The following is a 25178-nucleotide window of genomic DNA, read 5'->3' as shown; positions in this document are numbered from 1 at the left end:
TGACCGTTAGCTTGGCGTGATAACCACAGAGAGAGATTATGAGTACCAAAGGCATTGGCGGCAGTACGCCAGAGCAAGCGTTAGCCCGTTTGAGCGATATGACCGCTGGCGCGGCGCAGATTGAACTAGCTGATTATCAAGCGCGTATTGCCAAGGCGCAGGCGTATCTGCGTGCCAACGGCATCGCCGCCTTGTATATCAACTCCGGTACCAATCTGAGCTATTTTACCGGCATCAAATGGGGCGTGAGTGAGCGGTTGATGGGCGCGGTGTTGCTGCCAACAGGGGAGATTTACTACCTGTCACCCGCGTTTGAGATCGACACCATCAAACAACGTTTGCTGGTGGATGGTGCCATTCTCGGCTGGCACGAACATGAAAGCCCGTACGCCTTGCTAATTGAGTCGCTCAACGAGCGCGGTATCAGCAGCGGCAAATTGGCCTTAGATGAATCAACCCAGTTTTTTATGGTGGATGGTATTCAACAGCAGGCGGGCAAGCTGACGGTAGTGAATGGTTTTAACGTCACCGCCCATTGCCGCATGCATAAACAGCCCAAAGAGACCGCGCTGATCAAACAAGCGATGCAGATGACGTTGGAAGTACATAAAGCGGCTGCCAGCATTTTGCATGAAGGTATCACCACCGCCGAAGTGGAAGCCTTTATCGAGCAAGCGCACCGCAAAGTGGGCGCCAGCGGTTCTTACTTCTGCATTGTGCTGTTTGGCAAAGCCACTTCCTATCCGCACGGCGTGGAATATGTGCAAACCCTTAAAGCGGGCGATATGGTGCTGATTGATACTGGCTGCAAGCTCAAAGGTTACCACTCAGACATCACCCGCAGTTATGTGTTTGGTGATGCAACTGACGAGCAACGACTCATTTGGCAGGCAGAGAAAAACGCCCAATTGGCCGCCTTTGCTGCCGCCAAACTCGGCGCACCATGTGGCAGCGTGGATGATGCGGCGCGCGCATCGCTGCAAGCCGATGGTTTAGGTGCAGATTACGATCTGCCGGGGCTGCCGCATCGCACTGGCCACGGTTTGGGTATGGATATTCACGAAGCGCCCTACTTAGTTCGCGGTAATCAAATTCCGTTGCAAACCGGCATGGTGTTCTCTAACGAGCCGATGATTGTGGTGCCAGAAGCCTTTGGGGTGCGGTTAGAAGATCACTTTTACATGAGCCAAACCGGACCAGAGTGGTTCACTGAACCGAGCCACAGTATCGACAATCCGTTCGCGCTGTAACAACACGCCCGTTGCTATTCTCCCATCTGCCGCGCGCCAAAGTGGCCGCCGCCGATGGGCTGTTGGCAGTGATTTTGAATTGGGAAATGTGATGTTCATCACAAAATTGCTGGGCATAAGCTGGTGTCATACGTCACGGCTGGGTGGCTGGCGTTTAATCCGCTAGCTGAAACCCACTGTATTTTCACATTTTTCGCTCAAAATAAGGCAAGCTCATGCCCGCTCGACCGTTTAATTCGCTACTCGCCGCCCGCACTATGCCGGGCATTCTTCTTCATCAATGGCTAACGCCATGCTCCAACGCCACGGGGCGATTTGATTACTGATATTTAAACTCGACGCTTGCGTAAGTTTACCCGTGACTGCTTTAACTCAACCCCGAACGGTGCGTCCTTTTAGGTTATACCAGCCCTCTCATTGCCGGAGTGGCGGGCGTGACCACCCAACTTGGTACGCCATCCTTACCAAACCTTTGGCAAGGAGCACACGACGCTGGTCGTTCCCATCTATTTTCTCCCCCATTGTTAACCGCAATGTGCATGCTCTTGTCTGCATCCAGACTTGGCAGGCCGCGCCCGCTCTTTTCGTGACGACACGACCTTTCGAACATGTAACCCCGGTAAAACAGATGATTCGGCTTACACCCTTTAGCCGCCTTGGTTGGCGACTGCAAACCCGATGAGAAACTCACGATAAAACCAACAGATAAACAGGAGATTTCCCGTGTTAATTTGGTTAAGTGCAGGTATTTGCTTAGCACTTTTGGCAATCATTTTCATTTTGTGGAAATGGGGCAACATTCAACTGATTGGCGTAACGCCAGTTAAAACCTTCAGCTTTATTGCGATTCTCTTTACCTCCGGCCTCGATGTCGGCTTGATTATGTTTCCGCTGACCGAGTTCAACCGCTACAGCACTCAAGCCGATTACGGTTTTACCAATCCGCTGGCGATTGAGTTTGGCTTTTGGGGCTTCTTTATCTGGGCGTTTTACTTTCTCACCTGTTTTTACTTCTGCATCATCGAACCGAAAGTGAAATTTTTTGCGATCCGCTGGGTGCAGCTGCTCAACAATGTGGTGATTATCGGCACCTGTGCCTTCACCGCCTTTTTGCTGCTGAAAAATCTGCCGTGGTATCTGCCAGCTTTAGGCGATGGCACAACCATAGCGCCAAGCTTTTATCTCATCGTATTTGCGGCGATTGCGCTGGCGGTATATAGCAGCACTGAACTGAAATATGTGCGGCTGCTGAGCCTGTCTTCAACGTTGCTGTTTTTGGGGTTGATCGCCTTTATGTGGGGCAGTGCCTTTTTGTGGGGCGATAGCCACATCAGCCAATATTTGGCCGAAGAGTCGTTGTTGTCGGGCTACTTTGAAAACATTCAGCACTTTCTGTTTCCTATCAACCAATACCATGCGTTTTATCTGTTTTGGTGGCTGGCGTGGAGTGTGATGATCGGCCAATTTACCGCGCGTTTTGCTGGTGGCTTGCGCACTTGGCAATTGCTGCTGGCGATGTTGGTGTTTCCGTCGATCCCGATTGCATTGTGGTTTGGCGTACTGTGGCATTATCACCAAGCGCATATCGCCACCACCGGTATCCGCAATGTGATGATGGTGGTGGTTGGCATTCTGTTTGTGGTGAATTCGCTCGACTCGTTGATCCGCTTGTACACCGACAACTTAAAGCTGACGCCGCAGCGCTTGGGACGCCGCAATTATCTGCTACTCAACTTCGCTGGGTTGGTGGCGTTAACGCTGCTATTTAAAATCGACTTTATTCGCATTCAGTGGGTTGGGGCGTTAGTGATTGGGCTGTTTTATAGCTGCGTTGCCTACATTCTGTATAAAAAATTCAACTCGGTGAGCCATATCACTAGCTCGCCGAAAGAGAACCAACTCAACTTCGACAAATTCAATTTAAGCCACTAGCCGCGCGGACAATGAATGCCAAGCGGGTTGTTTTGCTAACGGTTAACTGGTTGTGGATGCACTATTTTGGTTCGTTTAGCGCCAGTTTGCTCGCTTGGGTGGCAGGGGGCGGCGTAGCGCTAAAACAAATATCCACAAAAATAACCAGTTAACTATTGGCACAAATATCGCTAATATACGGTCGCTTTTTATGGTTTTCGGTTGTTATACAAAAATCGATTAACAAGGGCTGGGTGCTAATCACTGAGTCAAAAACCATTGGTATTTAATTTTTAAGTATTCAATGGAGTCTTGTTATGTCGATCCCTTCGATAGAGCCTGCTGTCGCCAGCATTTGTCCTTCTGCTCAAAATTGCGCCATTCGCGCAAGTTTTTTGCACTTTATTGCTAATCCCGCCGATGTGGCTACCCCCGCAGATAGCTACCAATATTTTGCCGATGGATTATTGGTGATTGAAAACGGCCTCATTGCCGAGTTACGTGATTATCGTGCTGATGACGCGGCTAAATATCCACAGTTGCAAGACCGTTCGGGTCAGTTGATCATGCCCGGGTTTATCGATACCCACATTCACTACGCCCAAACCGAGATGATCGCCGCTTATGGCGAACAACTGCTGGAATGGCTGGATACATACACTTTCCCCACTGAGCAGCAGTTTGCCGACAAGCACTACGCTGACAAAATCGCCCAGTTTGTGATTAACGAACTGCTGAAAAACGGCACGACGTCGGCCTTAGTGTTTGGCACTGTGCACCCGCAATCGGTCGATGCGATTTTTGAACAGGCGGCCGCCAAAAACATGCGTTTGATCGCGGGCAAGGTGATGATGGATCGCCATGCGCCAGACTACTTGCTGGATACGCCAGAATCGGGCTACGCCGAGAGCAAAGCCTTGATTGAAAAATGGCACAATCGCGGCCGTTTGCAGTACGCCATTACACCACGGTTTGCGCCCACCTCTAGCGCCGAGCAGTTGACCCTTACCGGTAAGCTGCGCGCGGAATACCCAGATACTTATGTGCAAACCCATGTATCAGAAAATAAAAATGAGATTGAATGGGCCAAATCATTATTTCCCGAATGCCGTGGCTACTTTGATATCTACCAGCATTACGGCTTAACCGGGCCAAAGTCGATTTTCTCCCATGCGATTCATCTTACTGAGGACGAGTGGCAAGCGTTCAGCGCTACCGACTCGGTGATTGCCTTTTGTCCCAGCTCCAATATGTTTCTCGGCAGCGGTCTATTTCCCCTCAAGCGGGCCAGCCGTGACAAGGTGCGCGTTGGTTTAGGTACCGATGTAGGCGCTGGTACCAGTTTCTCGCCGCTACAAACCTTGTGCGATGCCTACAAAGTGTTGCAGTTGCAGGGGCAGAAACTGTCGGCGTTGGATGGTTTTTATCTCGCCACCTTAGGTGGCGCTAGCGCGCTCAGTCTCAGTGACAAAATCGGTACGCTCGCCGTGGGGAGTGAAGCTGATCTCGTGGTGCTTAACTGGGCGGCGACCGAGGTGCAACAGTTACGGATGAGTAACGCGAAGAATTTGGAAGATAAGCTGTTCGCCTTAATGATGCTCGGCGATGATCGCAATATCGCCGCCACTTATGTGGCTGGGCACTGTGTTTATGATGCGGCCAATCTGAGCAAATAGCTTAGCGACGCCGAGGCTGCGCTTGTACAAACGCAACGCCATTTTTGCCCTGTTTTTTTACTTGGTACATGGCGTTGTCGGCTAATTGGTACAGCGCATTAAAGTGGGGATAAGGGCTAACAAATTGGCAAACGCCAATGCTTAAGCCGAGTTGGATGGCGGCACCATCTAGCTGAATTAATGGCTCTGTGCGAGCCAGTAACGCGCTGGTGAAATCGTTCAACTGGCGCTTATTGGTGGCCGGCACCAATACCACAAATTCATCGCCGCCCATTCTGCCAATGTGAGCCGCCGACGGTGCCAACTCTGACAGCCAGTCTGCGAGTTTGATCAGCACCTTATCACCACAGTGGTGACCAAATTGGTCGTTTATCAGCTTAAAGTTGTCGATATCGATAAACACCAGTGCGGCATTTTGTGGCGTTGGCCGCTGGTTCACACGTTCAAATTCAAACTCAAATTTGTGACGATTGAGGGCGCCAGTGAGCGGATCGCTACTCGCCAATAGCGCTAACTGCTGCTCATAACGTTTCTCTTGGGTGATATCGATGTGAGTGCCCATCATTCGCAGCGGCTTGCCGTCACGGTCAAACTCCACCACACGACCACGATCGGTCACCCAACTATGGCTACCGGTTTTATGCACCATTCGATGCACCACTTGATAACACGGCGTTTTGCCCGCTAAATGATCTTCCAGCGCGCCCACCACCTCCTTGTAGTCATCGGGATGGATCTTGCTTTTCCAAGTCTCCACGGTGGCGGCTAACTCTTGTGGCTGAAAGCCCAGCATTTGGCCCCATTCCATATTAAAAATGGTCAGCTTACCGCTAGGCACATGTTGTTCCCACAGGCATAGCCCCGTGCCGTCCAATGCTGCGGTGAGTTTTTCTTGCAGGCGCGCATTTTCGCGGCGTAAGCGAGCAACTTCTTGCTCAAGCAATTGTAACTGCTTCAGATGCTGTTCCATGATGATGCAGGTGTTATTGGCTCGTTGGCGTGATAAGAATATACGGGTTATGGCTGTTTACATTCTGTTCAATCTGGCAAAACGTTAAATAGAATGGCAACCGTGTTTTATGTTAATGACTCGATGCTCAAGAAGCGAGCAGAACATTTGTTTTACTGATGCAATGTGGTTCGTTATGCTGGAATACTTCAGCTATAACAAGGAAATGTTATGCGTAATTACAGGATGTTACTTGCCGTGACTGCATTGGTTTCTACCTCTTCGTTTGCTGTCGGTACCGAGTTATTGCCTACTCAACTCGCGTTGGCGAAAGAGCAATTGCAGCGTTTAACTGCGCAGACAACCTCTTCCTTTTCAGTGGTTGATAGCTCGGCCAAGCTGCTGCTGGTCGCGCAAAAGCCCTCGCCGTTGGACGCCTTCCGCCCAGCACAAAAGCAACAATTTATTGCTAGTGTCCAGTTTAACCAGCAGCATCTGCGTAACTTTGATATGCAATTACTGTCGCGGGAGCTTACGCCAACTGAGATTTATCAAGTGTTGTTACTACTCGATGCCGCCGAATATACACAGTTTTGCAGCCAGCTGGCGCGGGTTGAAACACCATTAGATATCTATCTTCTCACCTATGGAGGAGACGATTGATGCGCTTATGTTGCTTAGTTGTATGGTTGCTTTGTTGTGGCGCTGTGCAGGCGCAGTCTTTTTGCCAAGATGGTAAGAATGAAGAGGCGTTATATCAGGCCTTACAGCAGGTACGGGGGATAGGGGATGCAGATGGCGTGTCAGTGGATCGGTCATCGCTGTATGCAGCGGTGTTTCAGCAGTGCCAAATTGCACAGCAGCTCACGCAGTTAGCGGGCGTAGATAATGTCACGCTGCATAAGCTGTTTTTTGATTTGAATACCATCAGCTTTTTCACACTAGACGATGACCATATTGCCGCCATGCAGCAGGTGTTACGGGAGCAGCAACTGCGGGGATTATATGTGGTCCACCTCGCCCAAGTGCTCTATGAACGTTACTTGGTTGCGAGGTTATTTCCCCAAGCGCGGGCGATTCGGCAAGAGTTTTATCTACCACCACTGCCCGAATTCAACGACGTTACTTATCAGGGCCGGGGCCTGTTGAAATTCTCCCATCAGCAACTTATTTTGACGGGTGATGACTCAGAGCATCGTATGATTATTGTGGCGGCGCCTGGCTGTCACTTCTCACAAAACTTTTTGGCGTGGGCAGACGAACAACCAGAGCTAAGACAGTGGTTAGCAACCAATGCGTTGTTTTTGTTACAACCTAGTTTGAGTAATGATCTCGAAAGTGTGCAAGCAATGCAGCAACAATACCCGTGGCTAACGCTGGCGATTGCCTATAAAGCCGATGAATGGCCGCAAATTGGGCGTTGGGGCACCCCGAGCTTTTACTTCCATATCGCAGATCAGTGGCAGAGCTTTAGCGGCTGGCCTAGTGACGGCAATGCCGCTCAATTCTTCGCATTACAGCGGCAGCTACGTGTCAGCGATTAGCTCTGCCATTACTCTCGGCTTGGCAGATTGATAGTAAACAATGCCTCGGCGTCATCCGCTGCGCGCATATCACAGGGAGTTTGACAATGCGCGCAACTGGCGCGTTTAGCGCAGCACCACAAGCATAAACGCCACACCGCTTGTTTTGATTCTTTGTCCAAGCATTTGATATCTGCTGCACACAATTCACCCGCTAAAATTAACTTAGCGAGTTTCTCCTCACTGATGGCTAGATTGATATTCTTGGCCATATGACACACCTTGCTCGTTGTTTGTTCTACCCTAAAATATACGTTAATGAGAATTATTATCAAATGCAGATTGGGATTTTGCTGGTAAACGCACAAGCCGATAGCAAAGTGTTCATCGGGTCGCGACATGGATAATGGCAACTGCTGTGCTTTGAGTTTCACTGCGAGCGGGTAAATCGCCCCCTATCATTAAATCGGTTTAACTTAACTCAAACCGTAAAAGTTGGCGCTATGATGTTTGCCAAAGGTACAGCGGCAAGGGCGGCTGTCACGATATTTAAGGGGAGATGACCTTGAACAACTTGATGAAGTTTAGCTTGATAGCGTTGAGTTTCTTTGGGGTGATATTGATATCGGCGAGCGCGAATGCTGTGGAGTTAGCCGATGAAGACGTTATCGCCATGACGCAACAGTTGGAACAGCGGCCATTAGCCCCAGAAGCCGATGACTTACGCCAGCAGTTGTATGAATGGACCACCGACAGTGACGAGGTGCAGATCAGCGTGTGTGATGTGTTGGGGCCAATTCCAAGCCATGAGGAGATTCCCTACGCCAAAGAGCTGTTAGTTCAGTCATTTTTCGGCAATGCCGCCTATCAGTTGCAGCACCCTGCGAGTAAAAATGACCAATTAAAACTCCAGCTTGCGGGCATCACTAGCATGCTTAAAGCCTACCGCAATATCATCAAACAGCAGCCAGAAGCCCGTATTGCGACATATGATGCTTGGCTCAAAGCGCTAGATAGTGACAAACTAGCACGGCAGTTATTGCCAACCATTGCCCAAAAATGTTTGAGTGATGACCCACAGCAGAATCAATTTGCTGTATTGAGATAGTTATTTGCAACTACATAAATAAGGAGTGTTTATGCGAGGTAACCCACAGGGAATCGTGGTGTTGTTGTGCAGCCTAGTCGCGAGTTATGTGGCAGCGGCTGAAGCGCCGGAAATGACCCCAGCAGACTGGCGCACGGTGACCAACGGCATCATGGAGGATGACGGCAACGGCTATTATATGGATATTTATCAGAAGGAGGGTTTTGCTTTCTTTGGCTTGCGTTACGGTAAGGAGAGTAATCAGTTAAACGGCTTTTCAATGGGAGACCGCTGGACAATAGATAGTATGCCAGTGGGTGAAAAGATCCCTACTCAATGTTGGAATGAACAATCAAAAAAGTGGGTCGATCAATCACACGGCTTAGATGAACATCATCGTATCGAACATAATACGATCCACACCTACTACACCGGCACCAATGTACCGATTAAGTTAAAGGTCACGCCATTTGATACTCAAAGTGCAGCCTGGCAGCAGCAGCTTAAAAAATTCCCACAAGGTTTGAAATTTCAACAGGTTAAATGGCCTGCTCACGTGTTTCTTGTAGGGACTACTCAGGCAAGGGATGTGATATGCCGTGAAACCGAACAGGCGAAGTATCCCATCCGTGGTGATCGCCGCAGTATTGAAAAGCTTAACAACGCAATTATCGTTAACAGCTTATTCCGCGAGTTTTATCCCGATCGATACACTGGCACACGAGGACGCTTTACCCTCGATGATGGCCGCCATTTCACTTGGTATTTGCAAACAACCACGCTAGGAGAAAAGCTGCTGGCTGTACTGCAAAAGCCCGAGTTTGAGACCTTCGGCATGGAGGAACCCAGATACTATCAATGGACGGCGGATGGTTGGTTAGAAGAGGTGCAATGGTATGAGCATACCGACGATAGTCAACCTATGACTCAGCGTCTGACCTTTTCGTCAGAGTTTGCGCAGCAATTAGCCTCTCATCTTAAATCGATTGGTACCGCCATGCCTGCATTTGACCAATTTGACTCCTTAATGGATGAGCAGACAGACGAATAAATCATGAGTTGTGGTTGCTGAGTCGTCGGCAGCCACTACAATAAGCTCCTTATCTCAGATTTGTTTGGTTATCTCATGGGTTTAATCGACTTCCAACACGCTTCAATTCGGCAAAAGGTGAGCAGCTTATTTGTGGTGTTGCTGTCATTTTTGCTGGGCGTGATTGTATTTTCAGTCTTTAAGCTCAATCAGTTAAACCAAGATATGCGTGAAGTGGCTTACCTTGATATTCCCCTGAGTAAACTGGTTACCCAGTTAGAATTTATCGAGCTGGAGCAGCATCTGCAGTTGGAAGAGTATCAACTGCAGCAACAGCAGCACCAAACACTGAAACCGCATCAACAGCTGGTGTTTCAAAAACGTAAGCTGAAATCTTTGCAAGATCACGCTGTGAGCTTGCTAGAAGAAAACCTACAGCAAGGACGCGTTGTGCTCAATGTGGTTGCACATCAACAGGTACTGCATCAGCTCGTCAACTATCGCCAACTTAGTGATGCGTTTGAACAACATTTAAGTCAAATTTATGAGCAATCAGTAGCGGATGCATCGTTGTTGGCACAGACTGAAGCGCTCGCCACCGAGTTGGAACTCGAGCAAAAAAACTTGCTGCAACGCATCAGTCAAATGACCAGTAACGACGCCAATTTTACCGAACAGCAAGAGCAGGATTTTTTGCTCATCAACATTATTTTGGGTGTGTGTGCCTTGGTGATCGGCTTGATGCTTACCCTCTACATCACGCAGATTATTTTGCGCCGCGTTAATCGAATTCAGTCCAAGATCAAACGCTTTGGCAGCTCTCTTTCTGTTGATGATAACCGCACCGTTGCAGCCAGTTTACAAGCTAATCGCGATGAACTGGCGGAGCTGGAACATGATGTGGGCGTGTTGATGCGGCAACTGAGTAGGGAAATCGCCTCACGCGAAGAAGTGGAACAAAAACTGTTGCAACTTGCCACGCGTGACAAACTCACCGGTGTATACAATCGCCATAAATGGGATGAACAGATCAATCACAGCCTGAGTTTAGCGGAACGCGGTTATCCGTTTGGATTAATCTTGCTAGACATTGATTTCTTTAAAAAAGTGAATGACCAATATGGGCATAGTGCAGGCGATAAAATACTCAAATTGGTGACGAACGTCCTGCAACACGATACGCGTGATATTGATACCGTGTTTCGCCTCGGCGGAGAAGAGTTTGCCATCATCTGCCCAATGCAGGATCTCTCCAGCACCTTGATCATTGCTGAGAAAATACGTGTGGCTATCGCGCAAACCCATGCGCCCCAACTCCCCGCCGTAACTGTCAGCGCTGGCGTGGCGAGCTATCGACAGAACGACAGCGCCGCCACCATACTCAAACGTGCCGACCAAGCGCTGTATCAAGCCAAAGGCCAAGGACGTAATCAGGTGGTTAGTGAGGCTGAGCTGAGTTAGTGATATTTAAGGCTTGGGATAAATGGTCATTACTCTGACAAACTAAATAGTTGATGAAAAAGTTGCTCAGATTTTGCTTTTCCAGCAGCGGTCAGTACCAATGATTTGGACTTATTCACAGGGTTTTCTATTAACCCTTTAGCGTGCAGTCGCTGAGTAACTCCCCAGTCCAATTGCTTCCATGCGCTACCGTACTCATCGTGTAAGGTAAGAAACAATAATGCTAATGCTGCCTCGTCGATTTTATTCTCATCAATTTTCATAAGCTTCATTCCTTCTCATCCGTTGTCACTGCATGCTGTATCCACCTCATTCAACATCGAACTACTTGCTACATAACAGCCACCGACTACGCGGTGGCTGGGACAAAAGCTCAACGAGGTTATCCAAGCAGTTTGTTGAATTGAGCCAGCCAGTTCGGGTGTGCGGGCCAAGCGGGGGCGGTCACAAACAGGCCATCGGTGACCGCATCTGTTACTGGAATATCGGCGTAGTTAGCACCCGCTAACGCGACTTCCGGTGCGCAAGCCGGATAAGCCGAAATCGTCTTACCTTCAATCACTTTGGCGGCAGCTAGCAGCTGTGCGCCGTGGCATACCGCGGCAATAGGTTTGTGTTGTTGGGCAAAGGCTTGTACCAGCGCAATCACTTTACTATTGAGCCGCAGGTACTCAGGCGCGCGGCCACCGGGGATCAATAGCGCGTCAAATGCATCGGCGCTCACTTGGTTGAAATCGGCATTGAGGCTGAATAAGTGCCCCGGTTTTTCGGTATAAGTTTGGTCGCCTTCAAAATCGTGAATAGCGGTTTTTACTGTGTCGCCTGCCTGTTTGTCAGGGCAAACCACACTCACTTGATGGCCAACCATCTGTAATGCTTGAAACGGCACCATCAGTTCGTAATCTTCGACAAAATCACCAGCAATAATCAATATCTTAGCCATGCTTAATGCTCCTTGCGGTTGATGCGAAGCAGCGTCTGCTGCATAAGTGTCCCCATCAGGGTACTCTTGCTGATGGCGAAAAAATAGCCTGGTGAGAGTGTGGATTAGTTGTTAGACCGAAGATATTTATGCATGACACCTTGGAACGCGTTAGTGATTTTGTTTGTTGAACCATGTTTCAGTTAATGCGGGTGGCCGTGAGTCTATTTGATGCATTACTTTAATTTTTGCCAAGGTTAGAGGTTTTTATGGAATACCTCGGTGATATATTTGTTGTTAAGTAAATAATATTTATTGGTGTTTTGTTGGATATATTTTATTGAGTTTTTAGGTGGTGAATAATAACTGGTTTAATTAATGTTGGTTACGGTTGGTTTATTTGTTTTTATCTGTTGTTTAAATATCTTTGGATGGTTTTTTGAAATTTATTACTGACTTTTTAGTTTTTTCAAATGCTGTTAAAGCTGTTGATAAACTTTCTTATATAAACAGATATATATTGAGTTATCTATTCATGAACCGTGTGTTTCATCACGTTAGCAGACGGTGAAGTAGTAATACCCATCTGCTAACGATTGCTGTTAACGGGTATTAAGCCGCGGTTTCTGACGTAGTTGGATGACCAGTCAAAATTTCCTGCTTACGCTTTGCTTCAGGTAAATCATTGATACAGTAGTTGATATAGTACAGAGTAAAAATGAAAGTGTAGAAAGGGTTCATTATTAGGTCAATTCTATGTTCGTTAAGAGCATATTCTTGTAATGCTCTTTTCGCCTTAAATGCCCACACAATATACAATACGCTGGCTGCGATGGTTAAGACTCCTGCAATCACATCCGCTGTTGGTTCCCCTGAAGCACTAAATACGCCACTTAAACCAACACAAACAGCCAACCAAATAATAAAAACATTATCTGCAATTTTACTGTTGGTGATTTTTTCGATGCTTGCGCAGTTTTTATACAAATACAGCAGGGTGTAAATACCCGCTGTCGCTATAGTCAACAGTACCAGATTAAGCGTTTTAGTATTCACAGTTAGGAAGGTACGAATAAGTCCTGTGCGTGCTCTGCGTCGGCATACAGCCTTCAGATGCAAGGCGCAGTTTGCCGCGAATGGTGAGCCCTTTGCCAAAGCTGCAACGCAGCAGATGAGGCTGTACGCCACGCCCTAGGGGGATTGGTAAGCCCTCGCATTTCTGTGTTAGTTAACTTTGCCATGCTCCAGCATGTCAGCAGGTAACTGCCTAGAACTTCTACGGCTTACTAATCCAGAGCGCCGCGAAGACTTGTTTGTACCTTCCTCCGCTCAGCGATTGTTGCCATAAATCATCCTTGTTTTAGTTAAATGGTTTATAAATAAGTGAGGTTTGAAAATTTTCAAAAGGTAATATAAATATATTTCAGCGTCAAAAAAGATATGTTCGTCAAAAGTTTTATTTTGTCTCTTGTTGTTATATTAACTGTTTACTTAATTAGTGAGATTGCTCTTTACTAAATCCATTCTTTATTATTTAGGCTTAACTTAATCCAGTTTTGCTAAATGATTCACTTTCTCTAAATGAAAAATATCGATTAGATCTGTGAGCCAATAGTGTTTTTTCTCGCGTTATGAAAATAAAAACAGCTTTTTGAACACTCAATCGCAAATCAAACATGTTTTGAGAAGCACTGCAAAGACATAAATAACCATTCTTTTGGTAAAACATCATATGTCATATATTTAAATCCGTTCGTGGTCAGTTGCTAAAAATGACCATCGCGTAATCTCACCTGCACTTTTGGCAAATGTAATTCAATCAGGGTTATTACCAAAACAAACGGTGTTAATGGCACTTTTACCGTTAGCGGCTGGGGCTAGGGAGTAAAAGAATGAGCAATGGAGTAAAAAATAAAATGAGTAAAGATAATTCATCGAAATCGCAAGAACTCGATCAATATACTGCGAGCGTGCTGCAAAACGGCATCTCTCGTCGTAGCTTTTTAACTCGCGCCGCTATCGGCACTGGCGGGTTAGCTGTTGCTGGGCTGGGCGTAGGTACTGCTTCTGCCACCACTGCACCTGTAGTGGTGGGTGAACAATTTGGCGAAGTTGGTGGCGCTACCGTGAGCTTCCTGCCAAAACCGATTGCAATCGCTGACGCAGATATTGCATCAACTCAAACCTTTGATGTGATTGTGGTTGGTGCGGGTGCTTCTGGTGTGCCTGCTGCCTTGTCTGCTCGCGAAGCGGGTGCTTCAGTTGCTTGTTTGCAAAAACAAGCCTTCGCTGTTTCTCAAGGCAACACAGGTTCAGGCGTCGACCTGAAAACCAGTGATAAATCCGCCGTTGAGGCATTGGTTAACCGGCTGATGGCCGACAATCAACACCGTTCACATCCTGGTTTAATCCGTAAATGGGCCTACAACTCAGGTGAAGCGGTATCTTGGACGATTGACCGCATTAAGCAAGGTGGTGGTCAAGTTGAAGACCAAGGTACGGAACCACAGCACGGTATTCATGGGATTGCAGACAAAGGTGATCGTCTGAACTTTGTGACTTCTTTTTGCGGTCCAAAACCATACACCACCGGTGATGGCATGCGCGCACTGGCAAAAACGGCTGAAAAAGCGGGGGTGAAGTTCTTCTACAACACACCTGCAAAACAACTGATCCAAGATAAATCAGGCAAAGTGCTGGGTGTTATCGCGCAAACTCGTGATGGTAAATACCATAAATTCATGGCTAAAAAAGGGGTGATCCTGTCTTCTGGTGACTACCAAAACAACAAAGCCATGTGCGATTTCTTCATCCCAGATCTGAAAAACTTCGAACGTAAGCAACAAGATCGTACCGGTGATGGTTTTGCGATGGCCTACTGGGCTGGTGGTGTGATTGAACCTGTGGGTCATACCAAAATGCTGCACGATTTTGATGCCGGTCCAGCGTCAATGTGTGACATGCCGTTCTTGGTGGTTAACCGTGACGGTAAACGTTTCGTCAATGAAACTGTTGAAATGTCTTTGATGAACAACTACTTGAAAGATGAGCACAACGCTGGTCACTACTCTCAAGTGTTCGATGCAGACTACATGACTCAAGCGAAAGATTGGCCGGGTCATCTGTATAGCCCTGAAGAATTGAAAAACTATATGCCTGAAGAACCAGGTGAGAAAAAAGGCGTATTCCCATCCATCGCTAACACCTACAAAGCCGACACATTGGAAGAGTTGGCGAAAAAACTGGAATGCGATCCTAAAAACTTTGTCGCCACCGTTAAACGTTACAACGAGCTGTGCAAAAAAGGCAAAGACGAAGATTTCGGGAAAAAAGCAAGCCGTATGGTGCCAGTGTTGAAACCTCCTTTCTATGGTATTCACCGCCGCATGCGTATCTCTACCATCTGCTCAGGCATTTTGGTGAATGAAAACCATCAAGTATTGGATGCGGATGGTAAAGAGATCCCCGGCTTGTTCATTGTCGGTAACCTCGGTGGTGGCTTCTATGGTGGTGTTGACTATCCATTGACCGTATTCGGTTTGTCTCTGGGACGTTGCTACACCTTTGGCTACTTGGCAGGCAAATATGTTGCCGGTCTAAAAGCCTAAGGTCATCAAGAGCGAATGCCGAACACGGCATTGTTAACCCAATGAGAGAATGGACGAATACCATGAAAAAATTAACCGTAATCATGCTTTCCCTTGCCATGAGTATTATTGCAGGCTCAGTAATGGCTAAAGGTGACCAACTACTGGATCAGACTCACTTCGAAAAAGGCATTAAATGCGCGAGTTGCCACGGTAATGCTGAACCTCGTGAAGCGGTGACGATGATGAAATGTGTGCAATGCCACAACACCGAAAAACTGGCGAAGAAAACCCAAGACATGCAACCAACCAACGTGCACAACAACCGTCACTTTGGCACTGAAAGCGACTGTTTGAGCTGCCACCACGTGCACCAAACATCTGAAAATGCATGTGTAAGCTGTCACCCACGTTGGGGTTTTAAAGTCCCCTAGAGTGAACTGTCGCAACACAGTGAATCGTTAAACATCATGCAAGCCAAGCCACCGCCATGCGCGGTGGCTTTTTTATGACAGATCAGGCGGGCATCGCGTGGGTGGCCTGATGCATCTCTTCGTGAGCCAACTTTGCTATGCTCCAGCATGCCAGCAGTTAGCTGCCTTGAACTGCTATGGCTTACCAGTCCAGCGTGTCGCGAAGACTTGTTTGCACCTTCCTTAGGTTTGCATAATAGGGCGAAATTGATTTAACCAAGGAGTCGGCGTGACAGCATCAAATCATCCAATCGTGGGCATTTTGCTACTGGCAGCGGGCAAAGGCACGCGTTTTACGGCCGCGGGCGGCGAGGGCAATAAACTGTTGGCCTTGTATCCCAATAGCAACGGCGACCAAGTGCCGCTGTTGGCCTTTTCGTTATCACAAGCGGTAGCGTCTGGCTTACCAGTACGGCTGGTCACGCGCCCTGATGAGATGGAAATCATCGCCATGGCCGAGCAGTTTGGCGCAGCCGTTACCTTAGTGGCTAGCTCAGGCTCAGGCGAAACCATTGCGGCGGGCGTATGTGATAGCGCTAACTGGGCGGGGTGGTTAATTGCACCGGCAGATATGGGCTGGTTGCGCAGTGACGATTATGTGCAAGTGGCGGCGGCGCTAAGCAGTGATGAGGCGCAAGCGCGGATGATGTTTGACGATATGCCGGGGCATCCGGTCGGCTTTGGTAAAGGTTATGGCGCGGCGCTGAGCCAGTTAACGGGCGACCACGGAGCGCGCCAGTTGTTAGATGACACTAAGTTAGTCAAATTGGCAGGCCATAGCGGCGTTGTTAAAGATGCCGATCTGCCTGCCCAATAACGGTTAGCTTTTTGCGCGTTAGGCGTTGGCTTACTCAGCATTAGATGGCGCAGCTGGCGCCATCCTCTTCATTCAAGGGCGCAAGCTGATTGAGCGTACCTTGCACCACTGGCTTGGCGCTCATGTGCCCCAAATTTTTGATACGCACGATATCCGCCATAATGGCTAAGCCGATTTCTGCGGGGGTTTTACTGCCAATTGCTAAACCAATCGGCGCATGAATGCGCGATAGCTGCGCTTCGGTCAGCTCGCCGATGCGTTCTAACCGTTCGCGGCGTTTGGCGCTGTTGCGGGTTGAGCCCATGGCGCCGATATAAAATGCCGGCGTGTGCACCGCTTCCATCATGGTCAGATCATCTAAGCGTGGGTCATGGGTTAGCGACACAATGGCGGTGTTAGCGTGGCAGCTTTGTTGCTCCAGATATTTGGCCGGAAAGGTTTCCAGCAAACGCACGCCCGCAGGCAGTTGCTCAATATTGGCCAGCACGCTCTCACGCGGTTCTAGCAAAACCACCTCAAAACCGAGTGCATGACCAAACTCCATGCAGTAGTGTGCCACTGGCGAGTAGCCGGCCACTAACAACCTTGGCGCAGCCGCCATGCGGATATCAATGTTGGGGGCTTGGTAGGTAATTGCTGCTGTGGTGCCAGCAAAATCATCTTCGACGATTTGGGCGCACGCGTGCGGTAACTCAAGCTGTTTGCGGATGGCTTGGTAGCCTTGCACCGCATGCAATTGTTGTTTGAGATAATCGACGGTGGCGGCGCCAGCAGGCAGATATTCCACCAAAATCTCTAAAATACCGCCGCAGGGCAGGGTGACTTCTGGCGCGAGTTCGCCATCACCATAACGCACCACTTGCGACGCTTGTTGCCAGCGGCCATCAGCAATCTGCTGAATAAAGTGTTCCTCAACACAACCGCCAGACAAAGAGCCCTCTTGGCGTCCATCTTGTGTCGCCACCAACAAGCTGCCCGGCGAGCGTGGGGACGAGCCCCAAGTGTGCAAAACAGTGCATAACCACACCGGCACAGTGTCGGCCCAGGTGATCGCTTGTTGCAATACGCGAGCATCAAGAGGTTGCGAAAGATAGGACATAAGACAGCTCCTGAATTGAGCAGCGTGGCGTAAACACCACGCACAATAGTATGAAACAGGCCCGATGTGACTCGGGCCGCAACATTAGGCTTTTAAGGCCGCTTTAACATCGTCTGGCGTCATGGGGATTTTACGCAGACGCACGCCAACTGCATGGTAAATCGCGTTTGCAATGGCCGGTGCCACTGGCGTTACCGCAGGTTCGCCCAAACCTGCTGGCGCGTAGTCGTTTTTAATAAACTCGACTTTTACCTCTGGGGTTTGGCCAATACGCAGCGGCGTGTAAGTATCAAAGTTGCTGTCTTGGAACTTACCGTTAACCAGTTTAGTGCCTTCATACAGCGCCATTGATAGACCCCACAGTGCGCCGCCTTGGCATTGTGCTTCTGCGCCGTCTGGATCAACAATGATGCCCGCATCTACCGCCACGTGCAGTTTTTCCACATGCACTAAGCCAGTGTCGCGTTCAACTTTTACTTGGACTGCCACAGCAACCCAAGTTGGCATATCACGTTCTTGCCCGAAGGTTGACGCGATACCGATACCGCTGTCTTTTGGCAACTCTTTACCGTAGCCAATCATTTCGGCGGCTTTTTTCAGTACCGCCGCTTGACGGCTAGCGCCACCGGAGGCGATTGGGCCTGCACCCGCATTACGGCCTTCGGCAGTTAAGTGTTGCAGACGGAAATCTAATGGATCCACACCGGCATGGTGCGCCGCTTCATCCATAAAGCTTTCTACTGCCCAACCCACCCAACCAGGGCTTACTGAACGCAACCAACCCGGGCGGAAGGTATCGTTGGCTAAATCGTTCGATACCGCACGTACTTTCTGCGCGCCGACGTTATACCAGTGGTCCGCGCCCGCGATGGAGAATGGATCGTAAGGTTGGCCGTTGGTGCCTTTTGGCATAAATACCGGGATCATCACTTCCGTTGGCCAACCGGCAGTGGCGTGGTGTTCCATCGCCAGTACATGTTTGTCGCCATCAAAAGCCATACGCAGTTGTTGCAGTGATGCAGAGCGTGGGCTATCGAATTGCAAATCTTGTTCGCGAGTGAACACTAACTTCACTGGCTTGCCACCAATCGCTTTTGATGCCAGCGCGGCAGGAATGGTGTAGTCACCGTTCAGACGACGACCAAAACCCCCACCGAGCATGTAAGCGCGGATCACCACGTGATCTTCTGGCACTTGCAACGCCGCAGCCGCGACAGGCAGCGTCAGCGATTGCCATTGGCAGCCAGAGTGAATTTCCCACACGCCATCAGCATTTTGGAACACCAACGCGTTCAGCGGCTCCATCTGCGCGTGCAGTACGGTGTCGGTGATGTATTCGTGCTCAATACTGGAGGCGGCGTTGGCAAACACTGGCTCAGTGTTGGTATCGCCAGTATCCAAAATCGCACCTTTGCTGGCATCTTTTAGCAACTCACGGCCGTGGTTGATGATGTCAGCCTCAGAGACTTTCGCCGCTGGGCCAACTTGCCATTCCACTTTGACCAACTCAGAGGCTTTTTTAGCGGCATAGTAGCTGCTCGCTAATACCACCACCCAGCCGGGTACGGTGTTACTTGGGTCGTCCAGCGTGATGAACTGTTGATAACCTTTTACCGCTTTGGCAGCGCTATCATCTACTGACAACACTTTTGAGCCATAACGAGTGGGTGGCAGGATCGGCGCGGCATACACCATGCCTTCAACGTTGGCATCAATCCCAAACACGGTTTGACCGGTGGTTTTATTATTGATGTCCAAACCACGCACTTGCTGACCAACCAAGGTCATATCTTGGTTTGGTTTCAGTGGCAGTGCTTTTAATTCGTCTTCAGTGAATTGGCGGCTAACACCTTGGGCAATCAACTCGCCGTAACTGATCGACTTTTTACCGCAAATGATCTGGCCTTTGCTGGCTTGGCATAAGCGTTGTGGTACGCCCCACAGTTTAGCGGCCGCTTCCAGCAGCGCAGTACGACCAGCAGCACCAGCTTGGCGATAGATAGGCCAACTTTGTGATACTGACCAGCTACCACCGGTCACCATCAGGCCCCATTTTTTATCGCTATCGACGTGGATGATTTCCACATCATCCCAATCGGCTTCCAGCTCGTCCGCCAAAATACGCGCGATAGAAGTGCCCACGTGCTGGCCCATCTCGGCGCGGATGATGTTCACTTTCACTTTGCCAGCGCTGTCGATGGAGTACCACAAGGTCGGTTCGTACAGGGCGTCGGCATTTGGCAGCGGCTGACCGTTGTCAGTGGCTGGGTCCATTGCTGCCATCGCCATGCGCGGAAAACCAAAGCTCACGCCAGCCGCCGTCATCGCCACTAAAAAGCCGCGACGCGTCATGCCGGTGCCGTTGTCTTTATTAGGCAGTCTGCTCATCTTTGCCTCCCTGCATGCTCATGGTATTGGCCGCTTCGCGTACCGCTTCACGAATGCGCACGTAGGTCATACAGCGACACAAGTTACCACTCATTACCGCATCGATATCGTCATCAGAGGGATTAGGAATATCTTTCAGCAGCGCAGCGGCTTGCATGATTTGACCTGACTGGCAGTAACCGCATTGTGGCACTTGGTGTTTTTGCCAAGCCACTTGTACGGGATGAGTACCTTGCTCAGATAACCCTTCAATGGTGGTGATCTCTGCACCTTCAACCGCTGACAGCGGCGTAGTACATGAACGAGTAGCGCGGCCACCCACATGCACAGTACACGCACCACAAGTACCAATACCGCAACCAAATTTGGTGCCGGTCATGTTCAGTTCGTCACGGATAACCCACAACAGTGGAGTGTCACCGTCTACATCGACAGCCACTGGCTTGCCGTTCAAAATAAATTTAGCCATGTTACTCACTTCTCCCGTGATTATTGCTCAAAACGGGGTTGACTACGGATCTCACCCACACGCTGTTCTAGATTTGGCCAAGGTTGTTCGCCTGCGGCTTCACGCAGGTAAGCGGCGATGGCAGTGATGTCTTTATCACTCAAGGCATCACGGAAGGCTGGCATCACCACACCTTGGATACCTTGATTGGCACGGAAACCATCCAAAATCACATTGATGAGGTTGGTTGGATCATCCAAATGCACCGCTGAACCTAAGGCCAGTAATGGACGGCCTTTGACCAGTTGTTGCTTGCTGTAGTGGCAAGATTGACAAGACGCGGCATACAAACGCGCGCCTTCGTGAGTGCGCAGATCCGGCAATTGCTGTGCAGCAACGGCTTTAGCCAGCGCAGGGCTTTGGGCAGGGTCTTCGCTCACGTTACCTGCTTTATCAGCAAAGTAAGTAGCGATTGCCTTGATATCGTCTTTAGATAACGCCGCCAAACCATCGTGAACGACCGGCGCCATTGGGCCGCCAGCACTGCCGTGGAATGGTGAGTTACCTGTACTCAGATATTCAAAGAAATCTTGTTCACGCCATTTGAGTGGCGAGGTGCTAGAAGCCGTCAGTGATGGCGCAATCCAACCATCAATGGCTGCGCCGCTATACATTTGGTCACGTTTTTCACCGCCGAGGGCGTTACGTGGAGTATGGCAAGCACCGCAGTGGGCAATACCTTCAGCCAGATAAGCGCCGCGGTTCCACTCGGCAGACTTGTCGCTGTTAGGTTGGAAATCACTGGTATCAGCAAACAGCATCTTCCAACCCGCTTGCAGGAAGCGGATGTTCAATGGGAACGGAATGCCGTTCTCTTTCTTGGTTTGCTGTACAGGCTCAACAGACGACATGATATAAGCGTAAACGGCTTTGATATCGTCATCGGTCATCTTGTTGAAGTGTTCAAAAGGAAACGCAGGTAACAGATGGCTGCCGTCGCGGCTCACACCGGTGCGCATGGCACGGATGAAAGCTTCTTCTGACCAGTTACCGATACCCGTTGCTTGATCTGGCGTGATGTTACTGGAATAGATGGTGCCGAAATCAGAATGCATCTCATAGTTGCCAGCGAAAGGTTTGCCTCCAGGCGCAGTATGACAAGTGCTACAGTAGCCTGCCGCTGCTAAAACTTTACCCTTTGCAATCATGTCCGCTGAAAACTGATCCTTGGCTGGTGGCGTTATCGGAGCAATCGTCGGGTGCCAAGCGTAAACGCCAAAGCCAACCAATACGACGACCGCTGCGATGAGCACGCTGTATAAACCGCGTTTCATATCACATTGCCTCACGAATTTATGGAGTTATTTTTATAGGCGATGGAGCTGGCTCCATGCCCCTTTGTTGAAAAGTCGCTTCGTTATGTTTGATACGAAGCGAGGGAAGGTTCGAAAACATCCTATTACTTCCCAATCCAGAGGCGCTGACATATATCTGCCCACTCTGGCTGTGTTCCTGCGCACATTACTGCAGAATAGTGTGATCAGGTTAACAAAACCCAGCTAGTGTAAACCATAATCCCCTTACTGGTGAAGAGGTTATACCGTTGCACTCAATGAATTTTTTGACTAGCTTAGATGTAAAATTTAGTACGTTTAGCTAAAAGTTCACCATTTTTTGAGTTGAGCATACTTGGCATGAGCAACTTAGCTCGCGCCAACGGTCGATATGCCACATCGGGAAATAGCGGCTATTGCAGGAGAAAATAACGACACGGCCCATCACCCGCCTTGCCTAAATCACGCCCTGTCAGCAACAAAACGATCTGCCAACATCCACAGCCCCTAGCCACATAGCGCTATGGCAAAACCACCCAGTATTTGAGCAAGCAACACTTGAGTAAAAAACTCAGGCAATACTTTAGTATTAAAATTTTTGGCGTAGAATGACGCCTTTGCACCGTTTTACGCCGCTATTTCCGCTGTTTTCTGCGCTATTACCACAGATTTGGTTGTTTACCACGCTTAGCGGCGGGCCGTGTCATCGTCATCATTAAGTTGTAAAAGCAGGAGTGTTCATGAGTACCACCGCGACGCAAGTTATCAGCCAGCGGCCGATAGGTCTTACGCTGTTTGCCCTAGCGATAGGCACATTTTTACTTGGACTGACAGAGTTTTCCGTGATGCCAATGCTGCCGTTGGTTGCTGAGACATTTAACGTTTCTACCGGTAAAGTTGGGCACGTTATCAGCGCTTATGCCGCTGGTGTAGTTGTGGGGGCACCGCTACTGATGATGCTCACCCCCAAGATGAACCGCCGCACCGCGCTGGTGTTGTTTGCCGGAATGATCTTTGCCTTTAACGGCTTAAGTGCATTAGCCGCCTCATTTGAGCAGATGGTATTGTTCCGCTTTTTAAGTGGTTTGCCGCATGGCGCTTATTTTGGTACGGCGTTACTGTTTGGTGCCCGCCTCGCGCCAGAAGGGCGCAGTACACTGTATATGTCGCGGGTGTTCTCTGGCCTCACCATTGCCACCATTGTGGGCGTACCACTTGCCACCTTATTAGCGCAAAGTGTGAGCTGGCGTTGGGCATTGGTGCTGGTATCTGTGGGCGCTTTAGCTGCCTGTCTATTGTTGTGGCGCGTGTTGCCATCGTTACCCGCCGAAGGCGAAGGCTTAAAGAAAGATCTCGCCGTGCTCAAAAATCCGCTGATCTGGCCCATTGTTGGTATCGGCGTGATCGGCTTTGGCGGCGTGTTTTGTGTCTATACCTACCTAGCCGATACCATGCTGGCCGTTACCCAAGTGCCTGCGTATTACATCTCCATCGCTATGGTGATTTTTGGTATCGGTTCAACAGTTGGTAACTGGTTGTTGGGCCATGTGCGTGACCGCGTGGTGGCGAAAGTGACCGGCATTGTGTTGCTGTACTGTATCGCCTTAGCGGTGGTTTATGTGCAAGCGGCATCTAATGTTTGGCTGCTGTTTTTGGTGGTGTTTCTGCTCGGCGCCAGCTTGGGCTTAACCACCATTATCCAAGCCATGCTGATGCGCGTTGCCAATGGCGGCCATGCGGTGATTGGTGCACTGCTGCAATGTGCCTTTAACTCTGCCAATGCTATTGGCCCTGTAGCGGGCAGTTACGTGTTTCTTAATGGCTATGCCGCCAATAACACAGGTTACGTTGCTGCGTTACTGTTTGGCGGTGGCTTTATTATGTGGTTGGTGAGTCGTGTACAAGGACGACAAATTAACCAAGAATTAGAATCCGCGAGCTGATTTTGCTCGGTGATAAATATCGTTGATGCCATTTGAAAAGCCCACGTAATATGTGGGCTTTTCGTTGTGGTGCTGTGGCAGAATATAGGCTGCATCCGTTGAATCTCATTTTACTAACTTCGTGATTTTTTAGATCAATTGCCCATTAGAAACGATAGCTATAGCCGACGTTTAATAGGTCGATCCCGGGGTTATGGTCACTTAATCCCGCATTGGAATAATGTAAGTAGGTCAGCGAAATAATGTTTTTACGTGACTCACCAAATCTAAAGGCAAAGCCTAAGCGATCTTCAAATTGAAAGTGAATCCCCACATCCTTACCCGCAAATACCGTGTCTTTCATAAACGACACACCAATCCCCCCTTCCAAATAGACATCGGCTAAATCGGTATAAAACAGCGGATAGCGCAAGATAGGAGATGCAGCGACCAGCACATCAGTGTCGTTATGACCATCGTATTGCCAGAAATTTATGCTTGTTTCTAATGTTAAATCAAGGTCTTCACTAATGAAGTGTAATGAGTCAAAGTTGACTTGGTAAGCGAGTTTAACGCCATCGAGATCACCTTCGCCATGCACATAGTTAACCGCAACTCCGGTATCGTAGTCTGCCTGTGCGGTATTGATAAACGCGAGTGAAGATATAAACAAAGTTGCCAAGGAAAAGACACGGAATAATGAACGTTTGTTCAACATGTTAAGTCTCCTTAAACGTATTCTTTAATAACGTTCCTTCTATGGTTATATATAAAAAATAAATCGATTTACTTGATATATAAGGGCGTAACTTATAAATGCAAGCTGGAATAACGGCACCTTGTATTTATAAATGGGTGTTAATAGTCTGCTACTTATCGCACCGTGATTCACTGTTTTATTAATTTTAATAATGCCATGTTGTAGTAACTCGATATTTGTATTTAATGTTCTATTGGTTAAATAAGTGAGATCAAAAATAACAAATTAGATAACAAAGGTTGTTAATGTGAAGCTTTGATATTCACGGCAATGTCATTATCTTTATCTGATAGGATTATTTTACTGCAGGGACTTAGTGCTAATTAATAGGAATATCGGCATATGATTATCAATGACGCGTTGATAATTAGCACAAAGTTTTTTAGCGCTTTTACGAGAGTGAGTACACATTGGTTGGCGTTGATGTCTGCTGCTACGCAGATAGCTCAGAAATCGCTGTGTCCATGGGGATGATCAGCGGATCCGTTCACTGCCACACAGGCAGCTCAGCGAAGTAACTTAACGCTTATAAGTTTTGTGC

The 25178-nt window shown here is 48.8% G+C and carries 22 protein-coding genes; 12 read left to right on the top strand and 10 right to left on the bottom strand.

Annotated features, from left to right (window positions below):
- Window positions 1-38: 38 nt before the first annotated feature.
- The 3 genes from L9G74_RS06870 (at window position 39) to guaD (ending at window position 4837) form a co-directional block, all read left to right on the top strand.
- Complete coding sequence (locus L9G74_RS06870) at window positions 39-1250, top strand: M24 family metallopeptidase (protein WP_238895557.1); 1212 nt, start codon at window positions 39-41, stop codon at window positions 1248-1250.
- A gap of 723 nt (window positions 1251-1973) precedes the next feature.
- The gene (locus tag L9G74_RS06865) at window positions 1974-3182 is read left to right on the top strand and encodes a BCCT family transporter (RefSeq protein WP_238895556.1); all 1209 of its coding nucleotides are present in this window, start codon (window positions 1974-1976) and stop codon (window positions 3180-3182) included.
- Window positions 3183-3478: 296 nt separating this feature from the next.
- Window positions 3479-4837, top strand: coding sequence for a guanine deaminase (gene guaD, locus L9G74_RS06860; protein WP_238895555.1), 1359 nt, complete (start codon window positions 3479-3481; stop codon window positions 4835-4837).
- A gap of 1 nt (window position 4838) precedes the next feature.
- Here guaD and L9G74_RS06855 read toward each other — a convergent pair whose 3' ends face one another.
- Window positions 4839-5807: a sensor domain-containing diguanylate cyclase gene (locus L9G74_RS06855; RefSeq protein ID WP_238895554.1), complete on the bottom strand. Its 969-nt coding sequence runs from the start codon at window positions 5805-5807 to the stop codon at window positions 4839-4841.
- A 210-nt stretch (window positions 5808-6017) separates the two neighbouring features.
- Between L9G74_RS06855 and L9G74_RS06850 the strand changes: the two genes are divergently transcribed.
- Both L9G74_RS06850 and L9G74_RS06845 read left to right on the top strand, forming a co-directional pair.
- Entirely contained in the window at window positions 6018-6449 is a 432-nt protein-coding gene (locus L9G74_RS06850) for a hypothetical protein (RefSeq protein ID WP_238895553.1), read from the top strand.
- Between the two features lie 44 nt (window positions 6450-6493).
- The gene (locus tag L9G74_RS06845) at window positions 6494-7330 is read left to right on the top strand and encodes a hypothetical protein (protein ID WP_238895552.1); all 837 of its coding nucleotides are present in this window, start codon (window positions 6494-6496) and stop codon (window positions 7328-7330) included.
- Window positions 7331-7338: 8 nt separating this feature from the next.
- Here L9G74_RS06845 and L9G74_RS06840 read toward each other — a convergent pair whose 3' ends face one another.
- Window positions 7339-7581 carry a hypothetical protein gene (locus L9G74_RS06840; RefSeq protein ID WP_238895551.1) on the bottom strand — a complete coding sequence of 81 codons (243 nt, stop codon included), beginning with the start codon at window positions 7579-7581 and terminating at the stop codon, window positions 7339-7341.
- Window positions 7582-7874: 293 nt separating this feature from the next.
- Between L9G74_RS06840 and L9G74_RS06835 the strand changes: the two genes are divergently transcribed.
- From L9G74_RS06835 to L9G74_RS06825, 3 genes are all read left to right on the top strand, one after another.
- Complete coding sequence (locus tag L9G74_RS06835) at window positions 7875-8417, top strand: hypothetical protein (protein WP_238895550.1); 543 nt, start codon at window positions 7875-7877, stop codon at window positions 8415-8417.
- Between the two features lie 31 nt (window positions 8418-8448).
- Window positions 8449-9447, top strand: coding sequence for a hypothetical protein (locus L9G74_RS06830; protein WP_238895549.1), 999 nt, complete (start codon window positions 8449-8451; stop codon window positions 9445-9447).
- Window positions 9448-9522: 75 nt separating this feature from the next.
- Complete coding sequence (locus tag L9G74_RS06825; protein WP_238895548.1) at window positions 9523-10887, top strand: GGDEF domain-containing protein; 1365 nt, start codon at window positions 9523-9525, stop codon at window positions 10885-10887.
- Between the two features lie 29 nt (window positions 10888-10916).
- Here the strand turns inward: L9G74_RS06825 and L9G74_RS06820 are convergent, their stop codons facing one another.
- The 3 genes from L9G74_RS06820 to L9G74_RS06810 form a co-directional block, all read right to left on the bottom strand.
- Window positions 10917-11150 (bottom strand): DUF6429 family protein, encoded by a 234-nt coding sequence (locus tag L9G74_RS06820; protein WP_238895547.1) that lies wholly within the window; start codon window positions 11148-11150, stop codon window positions 10917-10919.
- 119 nt (window positions 11151-11269) lie between these two features.
- The gene (locus L9G74_RS06815) at window positions 11270-11830 is read right to left on the bottom strand and encodes a DJ-1/PfpI family protein (RefSeq protein ID WP_238895546.1); all 561 of its coding nucleotides are present in this window, start codon (window positions 11828-11830) and stop codon (window positions 11270-11272) included.
- 591 nt (window positions 11831-12421) lie between these two features.
- Window positions 12422-12865, bottom strand: coding sequence for a DUF4234 domain-containing protein (locus tag L9G74_RS06810; protein WP_238895545.1), 444 nt, complete (start codon window positions 12863-12865; stop codon window positions 12422-12424).
- Window positions 12866-13725: 860 nt separating this feature from the next.
- Here L9G74_RS06810 and L9G74_RS06805 point away from each other — a divergent pair.
- The 3 genes from L9G74_RS06805 (at window position 13726) to L9G74_RS06795 (ending at window position 16686) form a co-directional block, all read left to right on the top strand.
- A complete protein-coding gene (locus L9G74_RS06805; RefSeq protein WP_238895544.1) occupies window positions 13726-15417 on the top strand; it encodes an FAD-binding protein in 1692 nt (563 codons plus the stop codon).
- Between the two features lie 62 nt (window positions 15418-15479).
- On the top strand, window positions 15480-15830 hold the full coding sequence (locus tag L9G74_RS06800) for a cytochrome c3 family protein (protein WP_238895543.1): 351 nt from the start codon (window positions 15480-15482) through the stop codon (window positions 15828-15830).
- 268 nt (window positions 15831-16098) lie between these two features.
- On the top strand, window positions 16099-16686 hold the full coding sequence (locus tag L9G74_RS06795) for a nucleotidyltransferase family protein (RefSeq protein ID WP_238895542.1): 588 nt from the start codon (window positions 16099-16101) through the stop codon (window positions 16684-16686).
- A gap of 40 nt (window positions 16687-16726) precedes the next feature.
- Here the strand turns inward: L9G74_RS06795 and L9G74_RS06790 are convergent, their stop codons facing one another.
- The 4 genes from L9G74_RS06790 to L9G74_RS06775 form a co-directional block, all read right to left on the bottom strand.
- On the bottom strand, window positions 16727-17785 hold the full coding sequence (locus L9G74_RS06790; RefSeq protein ID WP_238895541.1) for an XdhC family protein: 1059 nt from the start codon (window positions 17783-17785) through the stop codon (window positions 16727-16729).
- Window positions 17786-17869: 84 nt separating this feature from the next.
- Window positions 17870-20173 carry a xanthine dehydrogenase family protein molybdopterin-binding subunit gene (locus tag L9G74_RS06785; protein WP_238895540.1) on the bottom strand — a complete coding sequence of 768 codons (2304 nt, stop codon included), beginning with the start codon at window positions 20171-20173 and terminating at the stop codon, window positions 17870-17872.
- The gene (locus L9G74_RS06780) at window positions 20157-20642 is read right to left on the bottom strand and encodes a (2Fe-2S)-binding protein (protein ID WP_238895539.1); all 486 of its coding nucleotides are present in this window, start codon (window positions 20640-20642) and stop codon (window positions 20157-20159) included. The genes L9G74_RS06785 and L9G74_RS06780 overlap by 17 nt, the downstream gene beginning before the upstream one ends.
- 20 nt (window positions 20643-20662) lie before the next feature.
- Complete coding sequence (locus tag L9G74_RS06775; RefSeq protein WP_238895538.1) at window positions 20663-21955, bottom strand: cytochrome c; 1293 nt, start codon at window positions 21953-21955, stop codon at window positions 20663-20665.
- Between the two features lie 740 nt (window positions 21956-22695).
- On the opposite strand from L9G74_RS06775, the gene L9G74_RS06770 reads away from it, so the two are divergent.
- Window positions 22696-23898, top strand: a complete 1203-nt coding sequence (locus L9G74_RS06770) for an MFS transporter (protein ID WP_238895537.1) — start codon at window positions 22696-22698, stop codon at window positions 23896-23898.
- A 145-nt stretch (window positions 23899-24043) separates the two neighbouring features.
- Here the strand turns inward: L9G74_RS06770 and L9G74_RS06765 are convergent, their stop codons facing one another.
- The gene (locus tag L9G74_RS06765) at window positions 24044-24595 is read right to left on the bottom strand and encodes an acyloxyacyl hydrolase (RefSeq protein ID WP_238895536.1); all 552 of its coding nucleotides are present in this window, start codon (window positions 24593-24595) and stop codon (window positions 24044-24046) included.
- Between the last annotated feature and the right edge of the window lie 583 nt (window positions 24596-25178).

This window comes from Shewanella electrica (genome assembly GCF_022321485.1).
In the GTDB taxonomy this organism is placed as follows: Bacteria; Pseudomonadota; Gammaproteobacteria; order Enterobacterales; family Shewanellaceae; genus Shewanella; species Shewanella electrica.
This window is presented reverse-complemented; position numbering and strand designations above follow the sequence as displayed.